The following is an 18620-nucleotide window of genomic DNA, read 5'->3' as shown; positions in this document are numbered from 1 at the left end:
ATGTTCTTGTTAGTTCGAAAGTAGTTCACCTTTCATTCGTTGCGGGTGAGCAGAGTCCCCGTTTGTGAGTACAACGACCGAACGAGTGCTGCCCGCGGCAGGCCGGAGATCATTCTTCGGCCGGCCGTGGAGCGACTACGCACTGTTCCTGATCCTGTTGGGGCCCAATCTCGTTCTGCTGGTCGTGTTCACCTACCGACCTTTGCTCGAGAACTTCCAATTCTCTTTCTACGACTGGAACCTTTCTTCGCCGACGTCGAAGTTCATCGGCTTGGAGAACTATCGCGAATGGTTCTCCCGTGACGACACCTGGACCATCGTCGGTAACACCGTGGTGTTCACCATTGCGGCAGTGGTCGGCAGCCTGGTGCTCGGTCTGGCACTGGCGATGCTGCTCGATCGAGCGCTCCGTGGCCGCAACTTCGTTCGGTCCGCGATCTTCGCACCGTTCGTCATTTCCGGTGCTGCGATCGGAATTGCCTTCCAGTTCGTGTTCGACCCGAACTTCGGTCTGGTGCAGGACCTTCTGCACCGAGTGGGCCTGACTTCTCCGGACTTCTATCAGGACCCGCACTGGGCGTTGTTCATGGTGACGGTGACATATCTGTGGAAGAACCTCGGTTACGCCTTCGTCATCTACCTCGCTGCGCTGCAGGGCGTCCGCAAGGAACTCATGGAGGCGGCGGAGATCGACCGCGCCGGTAGGTGGACCACTTTCCGTAAAGTTCTTCTCCCACAACTGCGTCCGACGACCTTCTTTCTTTCGATCACAGTCCTGCTCAACTCGTTGCAGGTCTTCGACATCATCAACGTGATGACGCGCGGAGGGCCGCTCGGCAACGGCACGACGACGATGGTGTTCCAGGTCTACGAAGAGACTTTCCGCAACTTCCGCGCCGGATACGGCGCAACGGTGGCGACGATCATGTTTCTCGTCCTGTTGATCATCACCCTCCTGCAGGTTCGAATCATGGATCGAGACGATCAGCGATGACACTCACCGCGCCGCGCATCGCCACCGAGACGGTCTCGCCCGTCCGAGCCCCCGACGTGCAACGGAACCGGCACCTGTCCACTGTCTTCGGCTACATCGCAATGGTGTTGGTACTCATCATGATCGGGCTACCACTGTTCTGGATTCTCATCACCTCGTTCAAGGAGAGGGGCGAGATCTACGTCCAACCGGTGACGTGGTGGCCGGGTGTATTTCGTCCGCAGAACTACGCCGAGGCAGTGACCGAAGTGCCGTTCTTCACCTATCTGAAGAACTCTTTGATCATCACGGTCGCGACGTCGTCGATCAAATTCGTTCTCGGTGTGCTGAGCGCGTACGGACTGGTCTTCCTCAGATTCCCGGGCAAGAACTTCGTGTTCCTGGTCATCATCGCTGCGCTGATGGTGCCCAATCAGATCACGGTCATCTCGAACTATTCGCTGATCTCCGATCTGGGATGGCGCAACTCTTTTCAGGGAATCATTCTGCCGCTGGCAGGCGTGGCTTTCGGAACGTTCCTGATGCGTAATCACTTTCTGTCGCTTCCAGCCGAGATCATCGAGGCGGCACGAATGGACGGAGCGGGACCGATCAGGCTGCTGCTGCGTGTCGTTCTGCCACTGTCCGGACCGACCATGGTCGCTTTCGCCATCATCACGATCGTCACCGAGTGGAACGAATACCTGTGGCCGTTCCTGATGTCCGACGACTCCTCCGTCGCGCCGCTGCCGGTCGGATTGACACTGCTGCAGAACAGCGAGGGTTACACCAACTGGGGCGCGGTCATGGCTGCCACGATCCTCACCATCCTTCCCATTCTCATCGTCTTCCTAGCCCTCCAGCGCCACATGATCAAAGGCCTCACCTCCGGTGCGGTCAAAGGCTGATTCATCTTCATCGACAGGAGCACAACATCATGGCGAACCTCAATCGGCGCGGTTTTCTCACTCTCACTGGAACATTGGCCGCAGGTGTCGCGCTCGCAGCATGCAGCAGCCCGGGTACGAGCTCGTCGGGCGACGCAGCAACCGGTGACGCGAACACGATCAACTTCTGGTCCAACCATCCTGGAAAATCGCAGGACTTCGAGAAGGAACTCATCTCGCGCTTTCAAGCCGAGAACCCGGGCTTGACCGTCAACCTGATCGACGGTGGCAAGAACTACGAGGAGGTGTCGCAGAAGTTCAACGCGGCACTGTCCGGCAACGACGTGCCCGACGTCGTCGTACTGTCCGATGTCTGGTGGTTCAACTACGCGCTCACCGGCGCGATCGAACCGCTCGACAAGCATTTCTCTGCAGCAGGGGTCGACTCCGCCGACTACGTGGATTCGCTTCTCGCCGATTACAACTGGAACGGCAACCACTGGGCGCTGCCGTACGCGCGGTCGACCCCACTGTTCTACTACAACAAGGCCGTCTGGTCACAGGCAGGATTGCCCGATCGCGGACCCGCGACGTGGGCCGAATTCGACGAATGGGGCCCACGTATCCAAGCCGTCGTCGGCAACGGCAAGCTGGCCCACGGCTGGGGTAACGCGGTGGACTACCTCGGCTGGACGTACGAGGGGCCGATCTGGACGTTCGGTGGCAGCTACTCCGAGGGCTTCGATCTGAAGTTCGGCGACGAGAAGACCATTGCCGCAGGACAATTCCTCAAGGATTCGATTCACACCAAGAAGTACGCCGGGGTGTCCAACGATATCGCCAACGACTTCGGCGCAGGTATCATCGCCTCGACGATCGCCTCGACCGGTGACCTGTCCAGCATCGACCAGAACGCAACCTTCGAGTTCGGCACGGCCTTCCTGCCGTCGTCGGACGGGAAGCCGGGATGCCCGACGGGTGGAGCCGGACTCGCCATCCCGTCGAAGATCTCCGAGGAACGAAAGGTCAATGCGCTGAAGTTCATCGACTTCGTGACCAACGGCGCCAACACGGCGTACTTTTCACAGAACACCGGTTACATGCCGGTTCGCAAGTCGGCCCAACAGGATCCGAGTGAGATCGCGTTCCTCGAAGCCAATCCGAATGCGAGGACGGCCGTCGACCAGCTCGCGTTCACTCGCAGCCAGGACTACGCCCGCGTCTTCGTCCCCGGTGGTGACAAGATCATCGGTACCGGTCTCGAACAGATCGCGCTGCAGAATGCCGATGTAGCAACCACATTCGCGAGCGTTGCCGATCAGCTCCAGCAGATCATCGACCGCCAGATCACCCCGAATCTTCCCGCGTAATGGCAGCGGTCCAGTACTCCGGCGTCTCGCACCGATACCCTGGTGCGGAGTCGCTGGCAGTCGACAGCCTCGATCTCGATATCGCCGATGGTGAATTCATCGTGCTGGTCGGGCCGTCGGGATGCGGTAAGTCGACGTCGCTGCGGATGCTCGCCGGCCTCGAATCGGTGGAAAGCGGCCGAATCGACATCGGTGGGATCGACGTCACCGGGCTCGCACCACGGGCCAGGGACGTCGCCATGGTGTTTCAGAACTACGCGCTGTACCCCAACATGACCGTCGCCGACAATATGGGTTTTGCGCTGCGGAACGCGGGAATGAGCAAGGCAGACACCGCGGTGCGCGTCCATGAGGCTGCGAAGATGCTCGAACTCGAAGCGTTGCTCGACCGTAAGCCGGGCAAGTTGTCCGGTGGTCAACGTCAGCGAGTTGCCATGGGGCGGGCAATCGTTCGTCAACCCACGGTGTTCTGCATGGACGAACCACTGTCCAATCTCGACGCCAAGCTTCGCGTCAGCACCAGGGCGCAAATCGCGGGGCTGCAGAAGCGACTCGGTACGACGACGGTCTACGTCACTCACGACCAGGTCGAGGCCATGACGATGGGTGATCGAGTTGCGGTCCTGCTCGATGGGAAACTGCAGCAGATCGCTCCACCCAGGGAGCTGTACGACAATCCGGTGAACACCTTCGTGGCAGGGTTCATCGGTTCTCCTGGAATGAATCTCGTCGAGGCTGTCGTAGTCGAGGGTGCGGCGGTGATCGGGGATCTTCGCATTCCTCTTCCCCGTGGCGCTGTTCTCCGTGACACCGCGGGGCGAGTGGTGCTGGGAATTCGGCCGGAATCGTGGCGGCTCGTGGGCAAGCATGGAGGCGCGGTGGCGTCGACAGTCGAGCTGATCGAGGAACTCGGCGCCGAATCATACCTGTACGCAGCTCCCGAGCCCGGCGCGAACTGGAGCACCCAGTCCGGCCGGTTCGCTGTTCGGGTCGATCGGAAGCTGGACGTCCGTCTCGGCCAGACGGTGCGCCTCGTTCCGAACCTCGACGAGGTGTTTTTCTTCTGCGCTACTACCGGCTCGCGCCTGTAGACGCAGGTTGCCCGAGCTCTACGGGCAGCGAGGCCCAGCCGTGCAGGACTCGGGTTTCTCGCCGGACTCCCTCACCTGCCGATCGCAGGTGGGGGAATCTGTCGAAGAGCGTTTTCAGGCCGACTTCGGACTCGGCCTTCGCCAATGATGCACCGAGACAGTAGTGACGCCCACCGGAGAACGAAAGATGTTTGTTCGCGTTCGCGCGGGTGACGTCGAACCGATACGGGTCGTCGAAGACGTCCGGATCGCGATTGGCACCGGCCAACACGAGGACCACCAGCCCGCCCTTGGGTATTCCGATGCCCTCCACGACGACGTCGTGACGGGCGAGACGACCCGTGAGCTGGACCGGTGATTCCAGGCGCAACATTTCGTCGACGGCGTTGGGCCAGTGCGAGGGGTCGCGGGTCAGTACCTTGAGCTGGTCGGGGTGGTCGAGAAGTAGTCGGATTCCGCTGCCGAGCAGATTGACCGTCGTCTCGAATCCTGCTGCCAGTACCAGCCCGGCGGTCGAGCGGAGCTCTTCGTCGTTCAGCCCGACGCCGTCCTCGGTGGCCGCGATGAGCTGACTCATCAAGTCGTTGCCTGGGTTTTTGCGCAGCTCGGCGAGATGATCGCCCAGCCAGGCATCGAAACCTTCGAGCCCTTTCTCGACCTGGTTGAACTGTTTCCACGACAAGCCGATGTCCAGGCTCGGTGCAGCCATCTCACCGAACTCGAGGACCCGCGCCCGATCGCTGTCCGGCACGCCGAGAATACTGCTGATCACCGCGACAGGAAGCTGAGCGCAGTACTTGTCGACGATGTCTACTTCGACGCCGCCTGCCGTGAGGTCGTCGAGTAGTCGGTCCGCGGTCTCCTGCACCATCTCGCGCATCTTCGCCACCGCGCGCGGAGTGAAGACCGAGGAGACCAGCTTGCGGTAGCGCGTGTGCTCCGGAGGCTCGACGGAGAGAAGTGAAGGCGGCTTGAGCGGGTGCAGTGCACTCGAGCGCGTGTGCTTTTCGATGAAGCGCAGCGTCCTCGGGAGGTTGGCCCCGAGTTCGCTGACGCGGAAGTCGTCGGAGCGCAGGAGGTCGAACACGACGCGATGGCTGACCGAGATAGTCGAAATCCTGGTCTTCACCAACGGTCCCGACGCGCGAATGCGCTCGAACACCTCTCGCGGATTCTCCCGTGTAGCGGGATCTGCCACGAGCATGGCCTGCGGGTCGCCGGCTTGCGCTGCTTTCTTGGCGCCGTAGCGCACGACCCCATGTGCGGCGAGCCACCTGATTCGAGCTTTCATCTTTCTTGCTCCCCTCCTACGCGACCGCGTCCTACCAGATCTTGACGCGCTCTTCCGGGTCCAAGTACAACGCATCTCCAGGCTGTACATCGAAGGCTTGGTGAAAACTGTCGAGATTGCGCACGACGCCGTTGCAGCGAAATTCCGGTGGTGAGTGCGGGTCGACCGCGAGTCGGCGAAGAGCTTCTTCGTCGCGCGCCTTGGTCCGCCACACCTGCGACCAGCCGAAGAAGACCCGCTGTAGGCCGGTCAGGCCGTCGAGTTCGGGCGCTTTCTCCCCACCGAGCGCGATCTTGTACGCGGCTATGGCGATGGACAGCCCACCGAGATCGCCGATGTTCTCACCGATGGTGAATTCACCGTTGACGTGATGACCGGGTAGCGCCTTGGGCTCGAACTGGTTGTACTGCTCGATCAATGCGGCAGTGCGCTTGCCGAATTCGGTTCGGTCGTTGTCGGTCCACCAGTCGACCATGTTCCCGTCGCCGTCGTACTTGGCGCCCTGGTCGTCGAACCCGTGGCCGATTTCATGGCCGATGACGGCACCGATGCCGCCGTAGTTGGCCGCGTCGTCTGCCGCCGCATCGAAGAACGGTGGTTGCAGAATCGCTGCAGGAAAGACGATTTCGTTCATTCCGGGGTTGTAGTACGCGTTCACCGTCTGTGGGGTCATGAACCACTCGTCGCGGTCCACGGGCCCACCGAGTTTGTCGAGTTCGCGCTGATACTCCGCGACATGTCCGCGGCGGTAGTTTCCGACGAGGTCAGCTGCATCGATGGAAACGGCCGAGTAGTCCCGCCAGCGATCGGGGTAGCCGATTTTCGGGGTGAACTTCTCTAGCTTCTCCAGTGCTTTCGCCCGAGTCTGCGGGCTCATCCATTCGAGGTCGGAGATGTTGCGTCGGTACGCTTCCTGCAGATTCTTCACGAGAACCTGCATGCGTTCTTTGGCGTCGGCCGGAAAATGACGATCGACGTACAGCTTTCCGACGGATTCACCGAGCAGATCCTGCACGAGTGACACTCCACGCTTCCATCGCTCGCGGTTCTCCTCGGTGCCGCTGAGAGTCTTTCCGTAGAAAGCGAAGTTCTCCTCGACCAGAGCTGCGGACAGGAGATTCGCTCGACCGTGGATGATGCGCCAGGTCAACCATGCCTTCCAGTCTTCGATGTCTGCCGAGACCCACAGTGCGGCGAAGGTGGACACGAACGGCGGTTGGCGAACGACGATTTCAGCGAACTGCTCGGTGGTGCCACCGAGGCCGGAAATCCATGCGGTCCAATCGAATCCGGAGTCGTTTCGAACGAGGGTGTCGAAGTCGACGAGGTTGTAGCTCTTCTCGGCGTCACGACGCGCGACGACGTCCCAGTGTCCTGCGGCGAGCTTCTTCTCGAGATCGAAGACGCGCTGGGCGTCGTAGTCGACCCCGGCGAGAGCGAACATCTTCGAGATGTGCGCCACGTACGCGCTGCGAATCTCGGCGTAGTTGTCCTCGCGGTAGTACGACTCGTCCGGCAGGCCGATCCCCGACTGGGAGAAGTGCACGAGGTAGCGCGAGGAGTCCTTGGCGTCGGTGTCGACGTAGTGGCCGATGGCCCCGCCGATGCCGGTCCGTTGTAGACCGCCGAGCACGCCGGCCAGTGTCACGAGGTCGGTCGCGTCGGCGACGGCAGCGAGTTCGTCGGAGATCGGGGTGAGTCCGGCTACTTCGACGGCATCGGCATCGAGGAAGCTCGAGTAGAGGTCACCGATCTTTTGTGCGTCGGTGCCTACGGGGGAATTCGAGGCCGCGGACTCCTGAATGATCGCCCGCACGTCTTCTTCGGCCCTGTCGTAAAGAGTTCTGAATGCGCCGTCGACCGCACGGTCGGCCGGGATGGCGTAGTCGTCGAGCCACTTGCCGTTGACATGCACGAACAGGTCGTCCTGCGGGCGCGTGTCAGGGTCTGCGTAGCTGAGGTCGATTCCGGAATTAACAACAGCAGTCATGTGATCCATCTTTACACTCTTACGAGCGATCGGCTGATACTCGAGAACCTGCTCATGGTGTCCGATGCGTTCCGGCATCTGCGAGACCGAAGACGACGTGTGCGAAAGCCCGTCGAGACCAGCGGGAATGGGTACGATATCGAAAACTACCGCGAAGTCTGATCGCGGAACGTACTTGTATTCGTCAAGTGCCGGGGGATTATGAGGTGGGCAACGGCGTGGAAGGCACAGCACCGTGACATTTCTGCGCAGATGGTGGGCTCAGCCATGCAATTACATGCGGATGAAAAAGTATTTCGAGGCGCGAGGTGTCTTGAAGGCATACCGCATCGGAGTCGGTTTCAACTGCATCTTCTTCGGGCTCGCTGGGCTCACAAGTTTTCTGACGGCGTCTCCGCCGAGTTCGACGGTAGGCAGGATCGTCCTCGTCTCTGCTGCCATCTCGTCGTTCGCGGTCGGTGCGCTGTGGATGCGCGGCCCGTGGCCCAGCGAGCGGGCAAGCACGCTGTTCGTCATCTACGCCGATCTCGGCACTACCGTGGCCCTGCTGTCCTACGGGTCGATTCAGATGTCGTTCCCGGTATGTGTGCTTCTCGCCGCGACAGGGTTGTACGTACAGGTATTTCACAGCCCGAAGCTGCTCCTGGCGCACCTGCTCTGGTCTGCAGTAACGGTGGCAGGGATGTTCGTACTCATCCTGGCGTCACCGAATCTCGATCACGGCCTTGCATGGTCGCACCTGATCATGCTGCTGCCCGTCATGTTCACCACTCCCGTATTTCTCCAGTCGATACTGCTGAACCTGCGGGTCGACGCAGATGACGCAATGCTCGACCCGTTGACCGGCCTGCACAACAGACGAGGGCTCGACGAGGCGATACCGTTTTTTCTCCGAGGTCGGAGTGAGGTCTCGGTCTTGGTCATCGACGTCGACCGATTCAAATCGATCAACGATCGCTTCGGACACGAAGGTGGAGACCTGGCGCTCACCCTGATCGCGCGCAGACTCCGCATCGACGAAGTGCTCGTTGCGAGGACCGGCGGCGAGGAGTTCGCGGTGGTGACGACGGTGTCCGCCGAACAAGCAATCTCGGTCGCCGAATGGGTGCGCACTCGCTTGCACTCGAGGCAGGACATCTGCCCACTGACGGTCAGCGTCGGCGTCGCACACTCTGCTTCCGTCGACGGCGATGGAGTGTGCACCGTGACGGATCTGCTTCGGCAAGCGGACGGGGCAATGTACGAGGCCAAACGCCTCGGAGGCAACCAAGTCGTCGTCGCTGATCCGGTTGCTGCGTATCCACCGGTGCGCGCGAGCCGCACGGGTGACTAGACGCCCAGGTTGACGGCGCCGATGTATCCATCGCCGTTCTTTGCCGTGGTGACGACGCCACTGACGTCGTAGATCGAATCGCTCGAATTCTGCACATTGTTCTGCCAGCCGGCATGGTCGGAGTACGGCGTGCCCGCGTAGATCTCGGCTTTGGTGGCGTCGTCGAAAAACAACTGCGTAGTGAGGACGGTGGACTTGTCGACGTGCACCTTGACGTGGATGTGTGTCGTGCGACCTACGTACCATCCTGGGAAGATCGTGGTGAATTTGGCGATTCCATCGGCGTCGGTGGTCTGAGCGCCGCGTAGATAGGTGCTGTCGTCGGTGGTAGCGGACTCGGAGTCGCCGACGCTGTACGAACCATCCGACGTCGCACCCGAGGCGCCCATCCCGCCCGCCGGTGGAGGTCCGCCCATACCGCCGCCCTCAGGGGGTCGCCTCATATCGGCTTCCGGGGGTGCATCGCTGCCGCCGATGTCAGCCGCCGTCGAGCCGGATTCGAAGCCGGAGTAGACGCCGCCGGCATCGCAATGCCAGATTTCCACAACGGCGTTCGCGACGACGTTCGCAGTGCCGGCCGCCGAGCAATTGTCGAGATCCTGCACCCGGAGCGCCAGTTCGAAGGTTGTGCCTGGACGGTCCTCACGAATGTCGCTGCGGATGGAATCGACGTCGAACCAGTACGGCCCCTGGGTTTCCTCGGTGGTCATGGGGCATGACGGTGACTGGTTCAGCAACGCCAGAATGGGATCGGCGGTGTTGGTGGATTGTGCTCCGGCGCTCGTCGTGGCGCTCGCGGCCGTCGTATCGGGGTTGGCGGTACACGCGGCGACGAGTCCGGCGAGGCTCACTCCGCCGCCGAGTGCCAATGCGCGACGACGGCTGACGCGGGCGCGGCTGCGTTCGATGTCCTTGTTCATGGACACTATCCTGGGGTGCGGATCTCCAGGAACCCTGAGTCCTCGCTGGGAATCGGCTGGAAGTGATCAGTTGGGTTCGTTGGGGATGGTGACGTCGAACCTGTCCTCGATGTTCTGCTGCCACTTGTCTGCGCATCGCTGCTGCTCACGCTGGTTGTTGCCCGCATGGCTGATGCAGTCGGCGAAGTCTTTGCCTCCGCTGCGGTTGAACAGTCCGATACCGACGACGAGCAGCACGATCGAAAGCGCAACGGCGACCAGACCCAGAATTATCGAGACGAGGGAGATGGCCCCGTTGGTTGCGGTGCCCTTTCTGGATTTCGAACGACCGATGAATCCGATAACCACAGCCAGCAATCCGAAGATGATGCCACCTAGGATCGTCCAGCAGAGCACGATGCCGAGGATCGCGAGCACGACCGCCACGATGCCGGCGGTATTCTGCGGCGGCGGAGGCGAAGGCTGTGGGTAGCCGCCTTGTGGTGGATAGCCGCCCTGTGGTGGGTAATTGCCTGGTGGATAGCCGCCCTGTGGTGGGTAATTACCCTGTGGTGGGTAATTACTCGGTGGGTAGTTACCTGGTGGGGGATAGCCACCCGGGGGCGGATCCTGGGGTGGGGGTGGGTTCTCGGGTGGCGGTTGGTCTGACACGGCGGAGACCTCCGATGCGTACGAGCGTGAGTGCTGGAGAGTCTAAGCGCCTTGCCTGGCCAGGCATTCGACTATTCGGATGCCGTAATCAACCTGTCATCGACGGTGTTGCTCATCCACCCAGGCGTTTGTGCATCTCCCACACCAGTATCTCGGCAGGTGCGGTTGCCTCGATCCGTTGTCCACCAGAGGAACTCAGCCGTACGGCGTCTCCCTCGTACAATTCGCCGACGCCTTCCATCTGGACTGTCCCGGCGACGACGAAAACATGAAGAAACGGCGCGTCGGGGATCGTGATCGGCCGTCCGGGCTGTAACCGTGCTGCGTGCATGGCAGCCGACTTCTGGGATATGCCGATCGCGGACTGCCCGTGATGCGTCTTCATGCCGGATGCCACGGGAATCAGTCCGCCGCGCAGTAATTCGTCGTCGATCTCGAGTTGTTCGTATCCGGGTGTGATGCCAGGGGTGTCCGGCATAACCCACATCTGAACGAATCGAACGGGCTCGTGGTGCTGTTCGCCCGTAAGCCGCCAGGAGTCGTTCTTTTCCGAATGCATGATCCCTTTGCCTGCGCTCATTCGTTGTGCGAGGCCGGGATAGATGACTCCGGAGTGGCCGATCGAATCCTGATGTACGAGCGAACCTTGCACCACCCACGTCACGATTTCCATGTCGCGATGTGGGTGGGTTTCGAATCCTTCTCCAGCAGAGACGGTGTCGTCGTTGTTGACGAGCAGTAATCCGTGATGGGTATTGTCCGGGTCGTAGTGCTGCCCGAAGGAGAAGGAATGCTTCGAATTCAGCCACGCCACACGGGTTTTCGCGCGATCACCGGCGCGATGGACGTCGATGTGGGGAATGGGGGCGAAGCTTGCAGGATGTGGAGCGGACATGGGCCCACTCTACGAGTCGAACGATCGATAGTCGCCAGGCTCGGATAACTTTCGCGCGACGAAAGAAAAACGATCCAGTGCATCAGGTGTGTGAGATCAGGGGGATCGGGTAGCCGTATTCGAAAGATTCGACCGCTCTGCGCTCGGCTCAGCTCGCGCATATCGGCGGATCCATCGTTAGAGTGTGAAAGTAGACCGAGCGAATGCGGAGGCCAGTGAACTCATCTATGACCGATTCGACGCACATCAGCACGGAAGAGTTGGAAACTGCACTTCGGGCGTGGCTTCCGCAGCAACGCTGGTTCGCCGCGAAGGGTTCTCGGATCGTCTCCCTCGTCGTCATCTCGCGGGTTCCTCTGGGTTCGCGTCCAGGGGTGGAGGCAGAGCACGTCCTGGTCGACGTCGGACTGGATGCGCACGTGACCGAAGGGGGCCGCGTCCAGCGCTACCAGGTACCGCTCGGCTTTCGCCGCACTGTGGTCGAGAGCGCTGTACTGGAGTATCTGGCCCCCTGGCAGTTGCCGGTGCGCGAGGGTGAATTCGTGTACGACGGTTTGCGTGATCCGGAGATCATTGAGCTGTATTCCGACGCGTTGTCGGCGGCCCAGCCGATCGGCTCCCTGGAGTTCCGAAACGTGCCGGGTGACTCGGTCGAGACCGGGATGCTCGGTCGGGTGTTGGGCGCGGAACAGTCGAATACTTCGGTGGTGCTAGGTGAAGTGCTGCTGCTCAAGCTGTTTCGGCAGATCTCCCCGGGTATCAATCCGGACATCGAACTTCATCGCGCGTTGGCGGCCACGGGATGCCGATTCGTCGCTCCGCTGCGGGCCTGGATCGAGACCGAGGCGGATGGTGAACTCTCGATGCTCGGTATGGCGCAGGACTTCGTGGCCGACGCTGCAGAGGGCTGGACCACCGCTTTGGCAAGTGTCCGCGACCTGCTGGCGAGCGACCGACAGCCAGCTGAGCTGGATTCCGATTTCTCCGGCGAGGCATACGACCTGGGTGCTGCAGTCGCCCACGTGCATGCGGATCTGGCGAGGGAGTTGGGTACGGCCGAGCGCGCGGGCTCGTCGACGGCCGTCGAGGAGATCCTCGCGCGAGTCGAAGCTGCGGCGGAAGTGATTCCGGGGCTGGCCGATCATCTTCCAGCTGCTCGTGAGCTCATCGCGGGCGCCGAGGCAGCGGGCACGGTGACAGTGCAGCGTATCCACGGCGACCTGCATCTCGGCCAAGTCCTACGCACCTCGGCCGGTTGGTTGCTCATCGACTTCGAGGGTGAGCCGGCAAAGCCACTGGAGGAGCGTAGACAGCGAGACAGTGCGCTTCGCGATGTCGCCGGAATGTTGAGATCGTTCGACTATGCGGCTCATCATCTGTTGCTGGACGATCCCGACGTGACCGAGGCAACCTATGCGAGGGCCTCGGAGTGGGCGAGAAGAAACTCGGCATCGTTCTGCGACGGGTATGCGTCGGTCACCGGGTCCGACCCGCGAGAAGAATCAGCGTTGCTCAGCGCATACGAGCTGGACAAAGCCGTCTACGAGGCTGTGTACGAAGCCCGTAATCGGCCCGCCTGGCTGGAACTGCCGATGCGTGCGATCAGACGCTATGCCCCGGCTCGTGCTGGTTCTTGACCGCTTTCTTCTCGACCGCTATCGAATCGAGTCCGACAAATCAGCCTCGATCGCGTGGTCTGCGACTTTGCCAACCTCGACCTCGACCACTCGGTCCGTCGTCTCGATTCGCTTGTCGTGTGCGTCTTCGCCCGCCCCGCACACTATGCACCGAGCGTCCCTCGGGCGCTCCCGTTCGTAATGGTGGCTGTATCTCCCGAAGCTCTGCGCCATCGTGTCGACCCGATTCTGTCCATGTTCGCGTCGACCACACGGCGACTGTGGTCGACAGTGCCGGATCCGGACACTCGGGTCAAACGGGCGCGTGAGGTTCCCTCCACCACCTATCTGTAGTGGATTTCGAGGTCGCCGGCCCGCGTCAGCGAGTGAGCACTCCGAGATCCAAGGGCAACTGAATGCCGGTGACGTGCCGAGCCTCGTCGGAGGCGAGCCATGCAACGGCGGCCGCGATGTCCTCTGGCTCGCTGATCGGGTCGGGCAACGAACCCATGAAAATTGGTCCGAGTGAGGGGTACTTCTCGATCAGCGCCATCATGTCGCCGGGTTGCATTCCGGTCGCGACGCCGTGCGGATGAATCGTGTTGACACGGATATTGAACTGTCCGAGCTCGTTGGCCATCGTCCGACACAACCCGACGACGCCGTGCTTGCTCGCTGTGTAATGCGCCAGAAACGGCAGGCCCTTCAGCCCTGCCACCGAACTGGTCATGACGATCGATCCGCCTGTGCCCTGATCGAGCAAGATCGGAATCGCAGCCTTCGCCGTGAAGAAGGTGCCGGTGAGATTGACGTCGATCGTCTCTTTCCACTGCTGGGGGGTGATTTCCCACGACATCCCCGCTGCGCAGATTCCGGCATTGGCGATGACGACATCGAGCCTGCCGAGCTGGGCGACCCCGTCGTTCAAAGCGGCCGACAAGGCCGCGAAGTCTCGGGTGTCGGCCTGGGCGGCGACGATCCGGCGATCGAGCGCTTCGACCGCAGCGACCGTTTCCTGCAGGTTCTCCGCGGTGGACCCGTCGTAGAATGTCGACTCGAACTCACCACAGATGTCGACCGCAATAATGTCGGCGCCTTCCGAAGCGAGCCTTATCGCTTCGGCCCTTCCTTGGCCGCGGGCAGCGCCGGTGATGAAGGCAACCTTTCCCTCGAAGCGTCGTGGTTGATGTTCGGTCGATGTGATCATGGCTTCGGACAGTACAACTTCTGGTACTCGCTACGGGGTGGATTCGACCGACGCCGAGTGAGCCCAGTACGGTAAGGGTCAACACGGGAGGTAGGGCAGTTATGGAAAGTATCGGTGCGTTCATAGGAATCGTCGTTGTCGTTCTGACGATCGTTCTCGTGGTCTTCGGTTGTGTCATGTTGTTCGTGGCATCGATCAAGCCTGACCTGATGAACTTCGATCTCGAACGTCGCTCGCGCAACAAGAAGAAGAGCGGTACCGCGTCCTAGCCGGATAGTGCGGGTGACTTGGCTCATAGTTGGGCCTTGAATCTCGTGCACCCGCTGTTGGACCGGAAGGACTGTATTCGGTCCAGGACGCCGAAAACTGGAGACGATGACGTGAGCAGCACGCTGGACACGCAGCCGAGAACATGTGCCACAGAGATCAAGGCACGTTTCATGGGTGAGTCGGCACCGGCACAATTCGTCAGATTCGTCTTCGTGGGTGCGTCCAGCAACGTCGTCTACATCGGACTGTTCCTCGGATTGGCCTTTCTGGGTACCTTCGTCGCAAATATTGCCGGAATCGCGGCGAGCACAGTTCTTGCCAATGAACTCCATCGGCGGCATACCTTTCATGCGACGCAGCGTGTCGGATGGTTGCAGACTCAGTGGGAGGCGGGTGGGCTCGCCCTCGCCGGTCTGGCTCTCGGCACCGCAGCCCTCGCCGTCGTCCATATTGTTTTTCCCGGCTCGTCGTGGATCGTGCAGGTCGTCGCCGTCATCGCGGTGAGCGCCGCCACCGGGGCGCTCCGCTTCATCGCGCTTCGCGGATGGGTTTTCTGACCGCCTGGTGAGTCCGCCCAGCGTCGATAAAACATACACACGGCCCGTGCAGGGATAGGCTGACCTCGCTCGATCGAGCGAGGAGGTCGCGATGGGTACATGGTTCACCGAGACGGTCGTGGACAACGGACGCCTCCCCTTGTTCTTTCTACTCGTATCGTTCCTACTGGCATTTCTTTTCATTCGGTTCAGCGTTCGGATGATCAGGGCCGAGGTGTCCTGGTGGCCCGGCAACGTCACCCCAGGTGGCATGCACATTCACCATGTGATGTTCGGACTGGTCATGGTCCTTGTCTCCGGGTTCGCGCTGGTCGCCATCGCGAACTACGAGACCCCCGTTGCCAACTGCATTCTCGCGAGCGTTTTCGGTATCGGAAGTGCGTTGATGCTCGACGAGTTCGCACTGATACTGCATCTTCGCGACGTCTACTGGGCGGAGGAAGGTCGGTCCTCCATCGATGCGGTCTTCGTGGCCGTCGCGATCTCCGGCCTCTATCTTCTCGGCGTTCACCCCATCGGATTCACCGGAGACTTCGACGTCTATCAGCAGGATCGATCACTGATCACGCTTGCGCTGGTCCTCTTCGGGTTGGCACTTCAGCTTGGGCTCGCGGCAATCACCCTGCTCAAGGGCAAGCTGTGGACGGGATTGGTCGGCCTGTTCTTCACCCCGCTCCTCATTATCGGTGCCATCCGGCTCGGCCGACCGTTGTCGCCGTGGGATCGGTGGCGATACGCCGACAAGCCAGGTAAACGAGCGAAAGCCTTCACCCGCGAGAAGCGGTTCCGTGAACCGGTCATCCGGGCAAAAATCTTTGTTCAGGAGGCACTCTCGGGTCGCTTCGGTGTACCGATCGAGATGGCCACACCGACTGCCGCGGTTACTGTGTCGGATCAGCCAGTGCCGGTGGCCAAGGTTCCCAATCGACTCCTGACGGCAATACGGTGGAACCACACTCGGCGACGCTTGCGGAGGACACCGACTTGGCGGCTACCGATGATCCTGGTGTCGTTGTCGATCGTGTTGGCGGCGCTCCTCGTGGACCTGGACGGCGAACTCGGCGACACCGATTCTGCGGTCGGCATCGAATCGACATTCGATATCGGAGCCACTGCCACGTTGCTCGCCGTCATCGCCGGCGGCATGATCACGCTCACCGGCCTGGTGTTCACCGCCATCACCCTGGCCATGCAGTTCGGTGCCTCGCAGATTTCGGTACGTGTGGTGCCGATGCTGCAACAGGAAGCCATCATGAGATGGTCGATCGGGATGTTCCTGTCCACGTTCGTCGTCGCTGTCATCATCGCCTCGGATCTGGCGTTGTCCGGCGAGTCGACAGCACCCGTGCTGTCGACGTCCATTGCAATCCTGTTGGCATTCGTGAGTGCGTTTCTCTTCATCGCGCTGGTAGCGCGCGTGGGAATGGTGCTCAATTCCTCGCGGTTGCTGCGCTGGATCGCGGCACAGAGTCGCTCGTCCATCGTGCGAACCTATCCGGGATTCACGGAAGAGATGGAGCAAGGGCGGAGGGAAGTCGTCTCCGCTGCTCCGGTTCTGACGACACCGCCCCTCACTGCGTCGAGAGATCCGCACAAGGTCGAGCTGCTGGGTAGCTCGACCACGGTTCGACTCCGGCAACTCTCTCCCGACGGCCGAATTCTGTTGGCAGTCAATCTCGCCGGTATCGAGCGACTTGCCGCGGTATGGGGAGTCACTATCGAGGTGCTGCCCTATGTCGGCGAGTTCGTCGCGCAGGACGCTGCGCTGTTCGAGGTGAACGGGCCGCAGTTGCGGGTGCGCCCACACCAGTTGATGGCGTGCCTGGTGTTCGGCGATACCCATAGTCCGACGGTCAGTCCGGCTGCCGGGCTGCAGGCAATCGTCGACATCGCACTCAAAGCGCTCTCACCCGCGATCAACGACCCCGGCAGGGCTGTGCAGGCCATCGACCATCTCGAAGACCTACTCTTGACGTTGGCGCCGAGAGTTCGCCTGGAAGCTTCGGACTCGGTGTCGACACGGATACGTGGAACAACTCGGACCTGGGCTGATTACGTGGCTATCTCGACCGACGAGATCCGGCACTTCAGCACCAACTCCACTCAAGTGCAGCGTCGACTCCGCTCGTTGTTGGACACCCTGCTCGGTTACTGTCCAATCGAGCAACATGCCCCCTTGGTGGCACGTGTGCACGCCCTGGATGCTCAGATCGCGCGTGAGTGGACCGGTGAACTCGATATCGCGCTGGCATCCGTCGCCGATCCTCAGGGGCTCGGTTCCGAAAATGGTTCGGCAGGACGGACACATCCGCTGGTTCTGGGTGTGCCGACCGTCGAAACGGACAAATCCGCAGCGGGAGAAGAGCCCGGAAACTAGGTTATGCAAAACTTGCGTCCGTGATGACGGCGCTGTTTTCGTGCAAGACCGAGGGTCTCGTCCGACGGGATCGCGCCGAATCGGCAGTCCGAAAGTGTGTCCAGCAAAAGGAGAGTCCCTCGAATGAGTAGCCGCTTCCATCAACGCCCCCCGGAACCGTCGACGTTCCTACCGGAAGCCGGACTTGCGCGATGACGGATATCGATGCACCGCAGTGGTTCTCGGATGCAGTGGCGATCAAGCCGGTCGAGAGCGACATCGAGGTGCTCGGCGCCTCGATTCACGTCCGCTCGTGGGGTGAGGAAGATCTGCCCGGCGTCGTTCTCGTCCACGGTGGTGCTGCGCACTCGGGATGGTGGGATCACGTCGCACCGTTTCTTGCCCGCGGCCATCGCGTCGTTGCGCTCGATCTGTCCGGCCACGGAGACTCGGCATGGCGGGAAGATTACAAAGTCGAGTACTGGTCTGCCGAAGTTCTTGCGGTGGCGGAAGCGTCGAACTTCATCCACCCCCCGGTGTTGATCGGGCACAGTATGGGCGGTTGGGTCTGCATGGACGCCGCGAAGGGCGACGCCAGAATTGCGGGCGTAGCAGTGATCGACACCCCGCTCAGATCTCCCTCGCCCGAGCAGACCGCAGCGCGCGACAAACGAGCGTTCGGACCGCTGAAGGTCTACGCCGCTTTGGACGAAGCGTTGGTGCGGTTCCGCACCGTTCCGGACCAAGCAGACTCGTTGCCGTACGTGATGGACCACGTTGCCCGCGGGTCGGTGCGAGAGGTCGACGGCGGATGGTCGTGGAAGTTCGATCCGAGCATGTTCGGCAGCGCCCGCCCGTCACCGGAGCTGCTTCGATCGGTTCGTTGCCGGGCTGCGCTGTTCCGCGCAGAACGCGGCATGGTCACCCAGGACGTAGCGTCGGACATGTATGAAATGTTCGGCAGATCGGCTCCGGTGATCGAGATCCCGCTGGCCGGACATCACGTCATGCTGGATCAGCCGTTGCCGTTGGTGTCGGGCCTGCTCACCTTGCTTGCAGATTGGGACCACTCCAGGGCACAGGTGGCCGGCGCCCAGCACATGTGAGGGCGCCCAAGTGTGGTGAGCGGTGTTTGCAACATCTAACAGAGTCTCGTGTGGACGTCCTCGCCGGTAGGGAAACCGACCTACCCTTGCGTAGGTATTTTTCACTA

17 protein-coding genes are annotated in these 18620 nt (G+C 61.3%); 11 read left to right on the top strand and 6 right to left on the bottom strand.

Annotated features, from left to right (window positions below; genetic code table 11):
* Window positions 1–85 precede the first annotated feature (85 nt).
* Genes ABIB36_RS03985 through ABIB36_RS03970 form a run of 4 tightly spaced genes read left to right on the top strand, consistent with a single transcriptional unit; the run spans window position 86 to window position 4321 of the window.
* Window positions 86–994: a carbohydrate ABC transporter permease gene (locus ABIB36_RS03985; RefSeq protein WP_502944872.1), complete on the top strand. Its 909-nt coding sequence runs from the start codon at window positions 86–88 to the stop codon at window positions 992–994.
* A complete protein-coding gene (locus ABIB36_RS03980; RefSeq protein ID WP_084345032.1) occupies window positions 991–1881 on the top strand; it encodes a carbohydrate ABC transporter permease in 891 nt (296 codons plus the stop codon). The genes ABIB36_RS03985 and ABIB36_RS03980 overlap by 4 nt, the downstream gene beginning before the upstream one ends.
* 29 nt (window positions 1882–1910) lie before the next feature.
* Window positions 1911–3230 carry an ABC transporter substrate-binding protein gene (locus ABIB36_RS03975; RefSeq protein WP_084345033.1) on the top strand — a complete coding sequence of 440 codons (1320 nt, stop codon included), beginning with the start codon at window positions 1911–1913 and terminating at the stop codon, window positions 3228–3230.
* On the top strand, window positions 3230–4321 hold the full coding sequence (locus tag ABIB36_RS03970; RefSeq protein ID WP_354559209.1) for an ABC transporter ATP-binding protein: 1092 nt from the start codon (window positions 3230–3232) through the stop codon (window positions 4319–4321). Before ABIB36_RS03975 ends, ABIB36_RS03970 begins: the two co-directional genes overlap by 1 nt.
* On the opposite strand, the gene ABIB36_RS03965 is transcribed toward ABIB36_RS03970, so the two are convergent.
* Both ABIB36_RS03965 and ABIB36_RS03960 read right to left on the bottom strand, forming a co-directional pair.
* On the bottom strand, window positions 4302–5612 hold the full coding sequence (locus ABIB36_RS03965) for a cytochrome P450 (protein WP_354559208.1): 1311 nt from the start codon (window positions 5610–5612) through the stop codon (window positions 4302–4304). The genes ABIB36_RS03970 and ABIB36_RS03965 overlap by 20 nt on opposite strands.
* 31 nt (window positions 5613–5643) lie before the next feature.
* Window positions 5644–7602: a M13 family metallopeptidase gene (locus ABIB36_RS03960; RefSeq protein WP_084345059.1), complete on the bottom strand. Its 1959-nt coding sequence runs from the start codon at window positions 7600–7602 to the stop codon at window positions 5644–5646.
* Window positions 7603–7837: 235 nt separating this feature from the next.
* Here ABIB36_RS03960 and ABIB36_RS03955 point away from each other — a divergent pair, with 235 nt between their 5' ends.
* On the top strand, window positions 7838–8935 hold the full coding sequence (locus ABIB36_RS03955) for a GGDEF domain-containing protein (RefSeq protein WP_256895294.1): 1098 nt from the start codon (window positions 7838–7840) through the stop codon (window positions 8933–8935).
* Here ABIB36_RS03955 and ABIB36_RS03950 read toward each other — a convergent pair.
* The 3 genes from ABIB36_RS03950 to ABIB36_RS03940 all read right to left on the bottom strand — a co-directional run bounded on the left by ABIB36_RS03950 (window position 8932) and on the right by ABIB36_RS03940 (window position 11401).
* The gene (locus tag ABIB36_RS03950; protein WP_084345037.1) at window positions 8932–9855 is read right to left on the bottom strand and encodes a peptidase associated/transthyretin-like domain-containing protein; all 924 of its coding nucleotides are present in this window, start codon (window positions 9853–9855) and stop codon (window positions 8932–8934) included. The two genes, ABIB36_RS03955 and ABIB36_RS03950, sit on opposite strands and share 4 nt — an antisense overlap.
* A gap of 66 nt (window positions 9856–9921) precedes the next feature.
* Window positions 9922–10506, bottom strand: a complete 585-nt coding sequence (locus tag ABIB36_RS03945; RefSeq protein WP_143541990.1) for a DUF4190 domain-containing protein — start codon at window positions 10504–10506, stop codon at window positions 9922–9924.
* A 112-nt stretch (window positions 10507–10618) separates the two neighbouring features.
* Window positions 10619–11401: a pirin family protein gene (locus ABIB36_RS03940; RefSeq protein WP_354559207.1), complete on the bottom strand. Its 783-nt coding sequence runs from the start codon at window positions 11399–11401 to the stop codon at window positions 10619–10621.
* A gap of 227 nt (window positions 11402–11628) precedes the next feature.
* Here ABIB36_RS03940 and ABIB36_RS03935 point away from each other — a divergent pair, with 227 nt between their 5' ends.
* Entirely contained in the window at window positions 11629–13038 is a 1410-nt protein-coding gene (locus ABIB36_RS03935; protein WP_354559206.1) for a maltokinase N-terminal cap-like domain-containing protein, read from the top strand.
* A gap of 54 nt (window positions 13039–13092) precedes the next feature.
* A complete protein-coding gene (locus ABIB36_RS03930; RefSeq protein WP_354559205.1) occupies window positions 13093–13371 on the top strand; it encodes a hypothetical protein in 279 nt (92 codons plus the stop codon).
* A 25-nt stretch (window positions 13372–13396) separates the two neighbouring features.
* Here the strand turns inward: ABIB36_RS03930 and ABIB36_RS03925 are convergent, their stop codons facing one another.
* Entirely contained in the window at window positions 13397–14224 is an 828-nt protein-coding gene (locus tag ABIB36_RS03925; protein WP_354559204.1) for a mycofactocin-coupled SDR family oxidoreductase, read from the bottom strand.
* Between the two features lie 101 nt (window positions 14225–14325).
* Here ABIB36_RS03925 and ABIB36_RS03920 point away from each other — a divergent pair, with 101 nt between their 5' ends.
* From ABIB36_RS03920 to ABIB36_RS03905, 4 genes are all read left to right on the top strand, one after another.
* A complete protein-coding gene (locus ABIB36_RS03920) occupies window positions 14326–14493 on the top strand; it encodes a hypothetical protein (protein WP_179142135.1) in 168 nt (55 codons plus the stop codon).
* A gap of 111 nt (window positions 14494–14604) precedes the next feature.
* Window positions 14605–15051 (top strand): GtrA family protein, encoded by a 447-nt coding sequence (locus tag ABIB36_RS03915; RefSeq protein WP_354559203.1) that lies wholly within the window; start codon window positions 14605–14607, stop codon window positions 15049–15051.
* A 91-nt stretch (window positions 15052–15142) separates the two neighbouring features.
* Window positions 15143–17428, top strand: coding sequence for a DUF2254 family protein (locus tag ABIB36_RS03910; RefSeq protein WP_354559202.1), 2286 nt, complete (start codon window positions 15143–15145; stop codon window positions 17426–17428).
* Between the two features lie 191 nt (window positions 17429–17619).
* Window positions 17620–18513: an alpha/beta fold hydrolase gene (locus tag ABIB36_RS03905; RefSeq protein ID WP_354559201.1), complete on the top strand. Its 894-nt coding sequence runs from the start codon at window positions 17620–17622 to the stop codon at window positions 18511–18513.
* Window positions 18514–18620 lie beyond the last annotated feature (107 nt).

The sequence above is a fragment of the Rhodococcus sp. UYP9 genome (genome assembly GCF_040547235.1).
Lineage (GTDB): Bacteria > Actinomycetota > Actinomycetes > Mycobacteriales > Mycobacteriaceae > Rhodococcoides.
The sequence above is the reverse complement of the archived record's forward strand: the minus strand, read 5'-3'. Positions and strand labels throughout refer to the sequence as shown.